Annotated in this window: 7 protein-coding genes; 6 read left to right on the top strand and 1 reads right to left on the bottom strand. The window is 65.5% G+C overall.

All coding sequences use genetic code 11. The features are described 5' to 3' along the window. From rsmI to K8V11_RS03745, 6 genes are all read left to right on the top strand, one after another. The coding region (rsmI, locus tag K8V11_RS03770; RefSeq protein WP_303911064.1) for a 16S rRNA (cytidine(1402)-2'-O)-methyltransferase at positions 1 to 670 on the top strand (670 nt) is incomplete at its 5' end. A 206-nt stretch (positions 671 to 876) separates the two neighbouring features. Continuing rightward, the gene (locus K8V11_RS03765; protein WP_303911063.1) at positions 877 to 2,670 is read left to right on the top strand and encodes a BCCT family transporter; all 1,794 of its coding nucleotides are present in this window, start codon (positions 877 to 879) and stop codon (positions 2,668 to 2,670) included. 178 nt (positions 2,671 to 2,848) lie between these two features. Further along, positions 2,849 to 4,690 (top strand): methionine--tRNA ligase, encoded by a 1,842-nt coding sequence (metG, locus tag K8V11_RS03760; protein ID WP_303911062.1) that lies wholly within the window; start codon positions 2,849 to 2,851, stop codon positions 4,688 to 4,690. 105 nt (positions 4,691 to 4,795) lie between these two features. Beyond that, positions 4,796 to 5,629, top strand: coding sequence for a TatD family hydrolase (locus K8V11_RS03755; RefSeq protein ID WP_303911061.1), 834 nt, complete (start codon positions 4,796 to 4,798; stop codon positions 5,627 to 5,629). Positions 5,630 to 5,795: 166 nt separating this feature from the next. Beyond that, positions 5,796 to 7,004: a resuscitation-promoting factor gene (locus tag K8V11_RS03750; RefSeq protein WP_303911060.1), complete on the top strand. Its 1,209-nt coding sequence runs from the start codon at positions 5,796 to 5,798 to the stop codon at positions 7,002 to 7,004. A gap of 118 nt (positions 7,005 to 7,122) precedes the next feature. After that, entirely contained in the window at positions 7,123 to 7,437 is a 315-nt protein-coding gene (locus K8V11_RS03745) for a hypothetical protein (protein WP_303911059.1), read from the top strand. Between the two features lie 22 nt (positions 7,438 to 7,459). On the opposite strand, the gene K8V11_RS03740 is transcribed toward K8V11_RS03745, so the two are convergent. Next, positions 7,460 to 8,404 (bottom strand): hypothetical protein (locus tag K8V11_RS03740; RefSeq protein ID WP_369693032.1); only part of this gene is annotated, 945 nt, incomplete at its 5' end.

The following is an 8,404-nucleotide window of genomic DNA, read 5'->3' as shown; positions in this document are numbered from 1 at the left end:
CTTCTTCGAGCACAACGAAACCGCCCGCACCCCGTGGCTCGTCGAGCGTGCCGCGGCCGGCGAGTCGATCCTCGTGGTCACCGACGCGGGGATGCCCTCGGTCTCGGATCCTGGTTTCGCCATCGTGTCAGCAGGTATGACGGCGAACGTCCCCATCACCTGCCTGCCGGGCCCCTCCGCCGTCACCACTGCGCTCGTTCTGTCCGGGCTGCCCGTGGACCGGTTTGCCTTCGACGGATTCCCGCCGCGCAAACCGGGGAAGCGCCGCACCTGGCTCGCCTCGCTGGAACGAGAAGAGCGCACGGTCGTGTTCTTCGAGTCGCCGCATCGGGTGGGGGCGACACTCGCCGATGCCTCCGAGGTGCTCGGACCGGATCGGCAGGCCGCGGTGTGCCGGGAACTGACAAAGACCTACGAGGAAGTGCTGCGCGGTTCTCTTGCCGAGCTCGTCGAGCGAACCGCAGACGGTGTGCGAGGCGAGATCGTCGTCGTGCTCGCGCCGGCAGAACCTCGGGAGACCACCGAATCCGACATCGACGCGGCCGCCGCCGAGGTCCTCGACGTCGCAGAGGGCGAGGGGATCCGCGTCAAGGACGCGGCCGCGCGGGTAGCCGAGCGCACCGGAATCGCGCGCAAGGCGCTGTACGACGCGGCCGTAAGATTGCAATAGCGGACAGCCCCCGGCGAAGAGGCTGCGTGTGATCGGCACCGAAATCGTCGAAGTGCCCTGCTAGGCCAGCCGAATGTCGCCGAATGTGAAATATTGCTCCCACTACGACGTACCGGCAGCATATAGGCCCTATTCAGGTATGTCTCAGCTGAGAATTTCCGGCATTCGGGTTGAAACATCGGCAAAGTAGTGAAAGCTTTGCTGTTATGCCTAATTCTGCCAAAGACCCTAAAGAGACTCGGGGGCCCGGTTCGTCCGGGTCCGCGGTTGCTAGTTCTACGGCCGATACCGCCGTCGCTCAGGATCCGAACAGCCCCGCGCCCTCGGACCCGAATGTCAAGAAGACAGACTGGGTCGTCGTCTCGGCGACGCTCGCCGTGGTCGCGGCGGTCGTCCTATGGGGTGTCGCCTGGACCGATAGCTTTTCCAGCGCCGCCGACAATGCATTCAGCTGGACCACCGGAAATCTCGGCTGGGCCTTCGTGCTGATCCAGACCTCGGCGGTCGGTTTCGTCATCTACCTCGCGTTGTCGAAGTATGGTTCGATCCGCATCGGAGCCGACGGAGAACGCCCCGAATACCGCACTGGCTCGTGGATCGCGATGATGTTCGCTGCCGGCATGGGCATCGGTCTGATGTTCTTCGGCGTGTCCGAGCCGCTCGCACACTTCCACGACGCGCCTCCCGGGGTCGAAAATCCCACTTACGGCATGGCGATGGCGACCACCGCCTTCCACTGGGGCATGCACCCGTGGTCCGGCTACGCCGTGGTGGGACTCGCGCTCGCTCTCACCGCGTACCGCTACGGCCGCACGCACCTCATCTCGCAGGCGATGATCCCGGTCATCGGTGAAAAAAACGCGAAGGGCGGACTGGGCAAGTTCCTCGACGTGCTCACGATTCTCGCGACCATCTTCGGCACCGCCTGCTCGCTCGGGCTCGGCGCCCTGCAGATCCAGACCGGGCTCAATGAGACAGGCGCGATTTCCACCAGTGGCATCGGGGTCGTCATCGGCGTCATCGTTGTGCTCGGCCTCGCGTTCCTCGCCTCTGCCGCCTCGGGTGTTTCCAAGGGAATCCAGCTACTGTCGAACATCAACATGGTGCTGGCACTGTGCCTGGCCTTGTTCGTCGCGGTCTTCTCAGGTGCGCTCGTCCTCATCCTCAACCTGGTACCGACCTCGCTCGGCCTCTACCTGCAGAACTTCCTCGACATGGCCTCCCGTACGGGCGCGAGCCAGAACGGGGAAGCGGGTGAGTGGCTAGGTTCCTGGACCATCTTCTACTGGGCATGGTGGGTGTCCTGGTCGCCCTTCGTCGGAATGTTCCTCGCGCGCATCTCCCGCGGGCGCACGATCCGCCAGTTCGTGGCCGGGGTCGTTCTCGTGCCCTCGGGCATGTCGATCGTGTGGTTCTCCATCTTCGGCGGTACTGCGCTTCATCTCGAGGAAATCGGCAATACCATTCGCGATGCGGACGTCTCCGAGCGCGAGCTGTTCAACGTTGCCGGCAACCTGCCCGGCTCGATGATCATCATGATTCTTGCGATGGCTCTGATCTCGATCTTCTTCATCACCTCCGCCGACTCGGCGTCGGTCGTCATGGGCGGTATGGGCCAGTACGGAATCGAGGAACCCGCCCGATACGTCACCGTGTTCTTCGGCATTTGCACAGGTGCAATCGCCATCATCATGCTGCTGGCAGGTGGTGGCGGTTCCGAAGCGCTCGACTCGCTGCAATCGATCACGATCATCGCGGCGTCGCCCTTCCTCGTCATCCTCGTCGTGCTCGCGGTATCGATCATGAAGATGCTGCGTGCCGACCCGACCGGTCGCACCCTCGCCGCGATGCGCAGCCCGTTTGCGTGGCGCCGCCTGTCCGGGGCGAGCAAGGACGAGGCTCTCAACGACGGCCCCGTCCCGATGCCCGGCTCGGATGAGGCCATCGAGCAAGAAGAAGCCGAGGCAGCAGCGGGCGGAAAAGACGAGCCACTCCTCTGACCTCCGACGTCATCCTCGGTTTTGTTCGAGCCGCCCCGCGCAGACGTGCGGGGCGGCTCTTTCGCTTCATGGTGGGTGGGGCCGTGCAACCTGGCACGGCCGTACAACACCAACACGCCATTGACGGCGGAGTGGTCGTATTCGGAGCCGCGGCACCTAGTCCATTAGGGTTTAGGACATGGGTAAAGCTGTGTTCGTCGCCGTCGCATGGCCGTATGCCAACGGCCCCCGCCACATCGGCCACGTGTCCGGATTCGGTGTTCCTTCGGACGTGTTCGCGCGTTTCCAGCGAATGTCGGGCAACGACGTGCTCATGGTCTCGGGCACGGACGAACACGGCACTCCGCTCCTCGTGCAGGCGGAGAAGGAGGGCGTGCCGGTCCAGACGCTCGCCGACCGCTACAACCGCGTCATCGTCGATGACCTCGTCGGCCTCGGGCTGTCGTACGACCTGTTCACCCGTACAACCACCCGGAACCACTTCGCGGTGGTTCAGGAACTCTTCCGCGGACTGCACGACAACGGCTACATGGTCCCCAAGACCACGACCGGCGCGATCAGCCCGTCGACGGGCCGTACGCTGCCCGACCGCTACATCGAGGGCACGTGCCCGATCTGCGGTTACGAAGGGGCGCGCGGCGACCAGTGCGATAACTGCGGAAACCAGCTCGACCCGATCGATTTGAAGAACCCGGTGTCGAAGATCAACGGCGAGACCCCAGAATTCGTGGAGACCGAGCACTGGTTCCTCGACCTGCCCGCCCTCGCCGAGGCGCTGGGCACCTGGCTCGACGGGCGTACCGATTGGCGCCCCAACGTGCTCAAGTTCTCCAAGAACCTGCTCGCCGACCTGCGCCCGCGCGCGATGAGCCGGGACATCGACTGGGGCATCCCGATCCCGATCCCGGACTGGCAGGACCGCAAGGACAAGAAGCTCTACGTGTGGTTCGACGCCGTCGTGGGCTACCTGTCCGCGTCCATCGAATGGGCGTGGCGGATCGGCGAGCCGGAGGCATGGCGCCGCTGGTGGACCGACCCAGAGGCGCTGGCCTACTACTTCATGGGCAAGGACAACATCACCTTCCACTCGCAGATCTGGCCTGCGGAGCTCCTCGGTTACACGGGTCAGGGCGCGAAGGGTGGCGAGCCGGGCGCGCTCGGCGAGCTCAACCTGCCCACGGAGGTCGTGTCCTCGGAGTTCCTCACGATGAGTGGCTCGAAGTTCTCCTCGTCCCGCGGCGTGGTCATCTACGTACGAGACTTCCTCGACACCTTCGGCGCCGACGCGCTGCGCTACTTCATCGCCGTGGCCGGCCCGGAGAATCAGGACACCGATTTCACCTGGGACGAGTTCGTGCGCCGGGTCAACTTCGAGCTCGCCAACGAATGGGGCAACCTCGTCAACCGGACGATCTCGATGGCACACAAGAACTTCGGCCACATCCCCGAGCCCGCCGAGCTCGAAGACCTGGACACCGAGCTGCTCGCGGCCGCGGAGAAGGCATTCGTTACCGTCGGCGAGCACCTGTCCCAGTCAAGGTTCAAGGCCGGCGCCACCGAGGCGATGCGCGTGGTCGGCGCGGCCAACCGATACATCGCCGCGTGTGAACCGTGGAAGCTCGCGAAGGACCCCGAGAAGCGGGACCGGCTCGCGACCGTGCTGCACACCGCGTTGCAGGTAGTCTCCGATGCCAACGCGCTGCTCACGCCTTTCATCCCTTCTGCTTCGCAGAAGGTGTTCGAGGCGCTCGGCGGCAGCGGCGTGTGGGCGGCCATGCCAGAGGCACGCGAGGTGGAAGACGACCTGCCGGTCGAGCCCGTCGGCGTCGGCGTTCCCGAGGCGGGGCGCACCTACGCCACGATCCAGGGCGACTACGCTTCGGCAAAGGCCGTGTGGGCGCGTACCCCGATCGAGCCGGGAACCGAACTCGCGAAACCGAGCCCGATCTTCGCCAAGCTCGATCCGGAGCTCGCCGAGACCGGGCCCGAATGGGCGCCTGTCCAACACGAGGACGCCTGAGAGGTGCGCCGCGGCGGGCCGGCACCCGCCCGCACGCGCACACCGAACGACCATGCACGACGACGTCGCCGGAAGCGACGCCACGACGCAGAGGATTTTCCACCAGTGGGTAAGAAGAAGCCGCGCCCGACACCGATTCCGCCCGAGCCGCTGGGCTCGCTGTTCGATGCGCACACACACCTGTGGTCGTGCGGCGCGAGAACGCGCGACGAGGTCCGCGCGATCATGGACCGCGCCGTGGCGACCGGCGTGGGGACCGTATGCAACGTCGGCGACGGAATCGAGGAGACCCGGCAGGCCGTCGCGGCCACGCAATGGGACGAGCGGGTCGTCGCCGCGGTTGCGGTACACCCGACCAAATCGCAACAGCTCACCGAGGAGGTGCGCGCCGAGCTCACCGAGCTGGCCGGGCACAAGCGCGTCGTCGCGATCGGGGAGTGCGGGCTCGACTGGTACTGGCTGGACAAGGACGAAACCACCGCCGACAAGGACACCCAGATCGAGGCGCTACATTGGCACATCGATCTGGCTAAAAAGCTCGACAAGCCGCTGATGATCCACAACCGCGAAGCGGACGAGGACCTCATGCGGGAGCTGAAGAGCGCCGGCGAGCCGGGCACTGTGATCCTGCACTGCTTCTCCTCGCCGATCGAAGTCGCCCGCGAGGCGCTCGACCGCGGGTACGTGCTCTCCTTCGCGGGCAATTCGACCTTCCCCGCCAACGAGCACCTGCGTCAGGCTTGCGCCGAGGCGCCGGCCGAGCAGATCCTCATCGAGACCGACGCACCGTTTATGACCCCGGTGCCCTTCCGCGGCGCGCGTAACGAACCCCAGTACATCGGCCACACCGCCCGCGAGCTCGCGAAGGCTCGCGGAATGGACGCCGAGGACTTCGCCTCACAGACAACAATCAACGCACGCCGCATCTACGGCCTCTAGAAACCACAAGAGAATCATTCGCGACTTGTAACTCATTCGACACTTTTGTTCACATGAACCTCGCTGGTGGGCGAGTTTTTTGAATCAGCGGCATAACGTTCGTTATCGTGTCGTAATGTAGTTCGCGCACATCCCGCGCGATATCGCTAACGCAAGGACGCCGTACGTGACTTCTCCGCTTCCCGCTGAGCCCACCCGCATCAACCCCGACGCACACGAGGGGCACAAGAAGCATCGAGGCAACCGCCACTTCCACCGCCTGCGCAACTCGAACTCCAAGTTCCTGCGCGTGTCGATCGCGGCGATCCTCGCGACGGTCACGATCGGCGGCGTCAGCGCCCTCGAGCTCCGCAAGGATGTCACCGTCTCCATCGACGGTGAGGAGGTCGAGCTCACCACGTTCAAGTCGGACGTGCGTTCCGCATTGGACGAGGCGGGCTACAAGGTCGGGGAGAACGACGTGATCACCCCGGGGCTCGACGCCTCGCTCGGATCCGGCGACACCGTCTCCGTCGACCGCAGCCGCCCGGTCTCGCTGGTCGCGGAGTCCGGCGTCATCGACGCGCAGACCACCGCCAAGACGGTGGGCGAGTTCCTCTCCGAGAACGGCATCGACGCGTCCGCGCTGCGTGGCGGCGACGCCGATGACAAGCTTCCGCTCGACGGTTCGCGCATCGAGGTCGCCGTGCCGCGCGTGGTGACTATCGCCGACGGCAACGACGAGCTTCACCGCGAGTACGTCTTCGGCAATACGGTGCGCGAGGCGTTCGAGCGCTCGGGTACCCCGCTCGGCAAGGACGACATCGTGCTGCCCGCCGCCGACGCCCCGATCCTGCCGGGCATGTTCATCCGAGTCCTCCGCGTCACCCACGAGGAGGAGAAGACCCTCGCGCCGATCGATCCGCCGCGCGAGGAAATCGACGCGCCCGAACTCGACGAGGGCACCGAAGAGGTCGTCACGCCCGGTACTCCCGGCGAGCGCGAGGAAACCTGGACCGTCACCAAAGTCAACGGCAACGAAACCGAACGCCATATGACGTCGGAGACCACCCTCACCGAGCCCGTCGCGACCACGGTGCGCGTCGGCTCGAAGAAGGACGCGCCCGCAACCCCCGCGGTGGCCGCGGGCGGCACCGTGTGGGACGAGCTCGTCCAGTGCGAGGCGACCGGCAACTGGAACATCAACTCCGGCAACGGCTTCTCCGGTGGCCTCCAGTTCACCCCGTCCACCTGGCAGGCATACGGCGGCGGAGAGTTCGCGCCGGAAGCGTGGCAGGCAACCCGCGAGCAGCAGATCGTGGTGGCCGAGAAGGTCCAGGCCGCGCAAGGCTGGGGCGCCTGGCCGGCGTGCACCGCCAAGATGGGACTGCGCTAAACCGCAACACGCCTTTGCGCAGGGTATGGTCCGAGCGGACACTTTGCCCTACGCTGGGGTTCGGGCGCAGCATTACGCGCGCACCGATTACTGAAATCCCCTCGTTCCAGGATGGTTAATGGAGCTTTCTGCCTTCCACCAGTGGGCACCCGAACAGGATCTCGAAGGCGAGGACCTGTCGATAGAAATCAGTTCGACCTCGACCACGATTGACGTGGACGAGGTCGAGGAAGAGCCGACCGTGCTCGTCGCCTCCGCATTGGAGGACGAGGGCGAGCTCGTCGAGGGCGAGAATGATGCCCGCACCGAGGACGACACCGGCGATCCCTGGCTCGAGACGGACTACATGTCCTGGGCCGAGCGGATCAGCGGAGACCTGTGCTTCGCGGATCAGGTTGAGCGAGACCTGCACATGGCCACCCCGCTGGGGTAGGCCACATGCAAGCCCCCGCCTGCTAGAACTGGCGCTTGCGCTGGCGGCCGACGAGCCACAGGATCAGCCCGAGCACGAGAAGCAGCACGCCGCCGATCCCGGCGAAGATCGCCACGGCGAGGCCCACTCCGCTGCCCACAGCATCGTCGATTCCGGTCTTCTCGGACACGATGAACGGCGAGTCACAGGAAACCGAGTACGTCCCGTCCTGCTGGATATTGATGTGCCCGATCTTCGTGTAGGTGTTGCTGCCGGAGGTGACCGTGATGTCCGCATCGACCCCGTCGACGCTCGACTGATCGCCCTGCGGTGACAGGCTGCACTGCACGTACGCCGAATCGACGCCCTGTGTAACGGCCCACACGCCGCGTTCATCGCCGGCCGAGAGCTCGACCGAGGCGGTTTCGTTGGCGGCGTACTGTTGCTCGTCGTCGAAGGCGCTCACCGCACCGGCGATTCCCACCCCGGCGATAATCGCGCCGACGATCGACGCGACGAGCACGACTGCGCCGACGATCGTTAGGCCGATGCCCCACTTGACCATGCCCGGGCTCTTCGGGCTCATCGCGTTCGCGTCCTGACCGAAAGGGGCGCCGCCGTAAGGCTGCTGGCCATAGGGTCCTTGGCCGTAGGGCGGCTGGTTGGCGCCGTATGCGTCCGGCTGTCCCGGAGGCGGCTGCTGCCCATAACCCTGGTGGCCGAATCCCTGCTGGCCGTACCCCTGCTGCGCGTAGTTTGCGCCGGGCTGCTGACCGTAACCCTGCTGGCCGGACCCTTGCTGGCCCGGCTGTTGCCCGTAGGGACCTTGCTGTTGCCCTGGGCTCTGTTGCTGGTAAGCGCCGCCGTACGGGTTCGCATCTCCGTAGCCGCCGGATCCTGGACGGTCGCCATGCCCGTCGCCGGGGCCCGAATTACCGTTATCGCCGCCATTTTCGCCTGAGTATGGATTCATAATTACCGATACTCC

This window comes from Dietzia timorensis (assembly GCF_020742175.1).
GTDB classification, from domain to species: domain Bacteria; phylum Actinomycetota; class Actinomycetes; order Mycobacteriales; family Mycobacteriaceae; genus Dietzia; species Dietzia timorensis_A.
This window is presented reverse-complemented; position numbering and strand designations above follow the sequence as displayed.

Excerpts from the sequence above, each read along its gene's own strand:
- K8V11_RS03745 (WP_303911059.1), top strand. The coding sequence starts at position 7,123 with ATGGAGCTTTCTGCCTTCCACCAGTGGGCACCCGAACAGGATCTCGAA.
- K8V11_RS03765 (WP_303911063.1), top strand. The coding sequence starts at position 877 with ATGCCTAATTCTGCCAAAGACCCTAAAGAGACTCGGGGGCCCGGTTCG.
- metG (WP_303911062.1), top strand. The coding sequence starts at position 2,849 with ATGGGTAAAGCTGTGTTCGTCGCCGTCGCATGGCCGTATGCCAACGGC.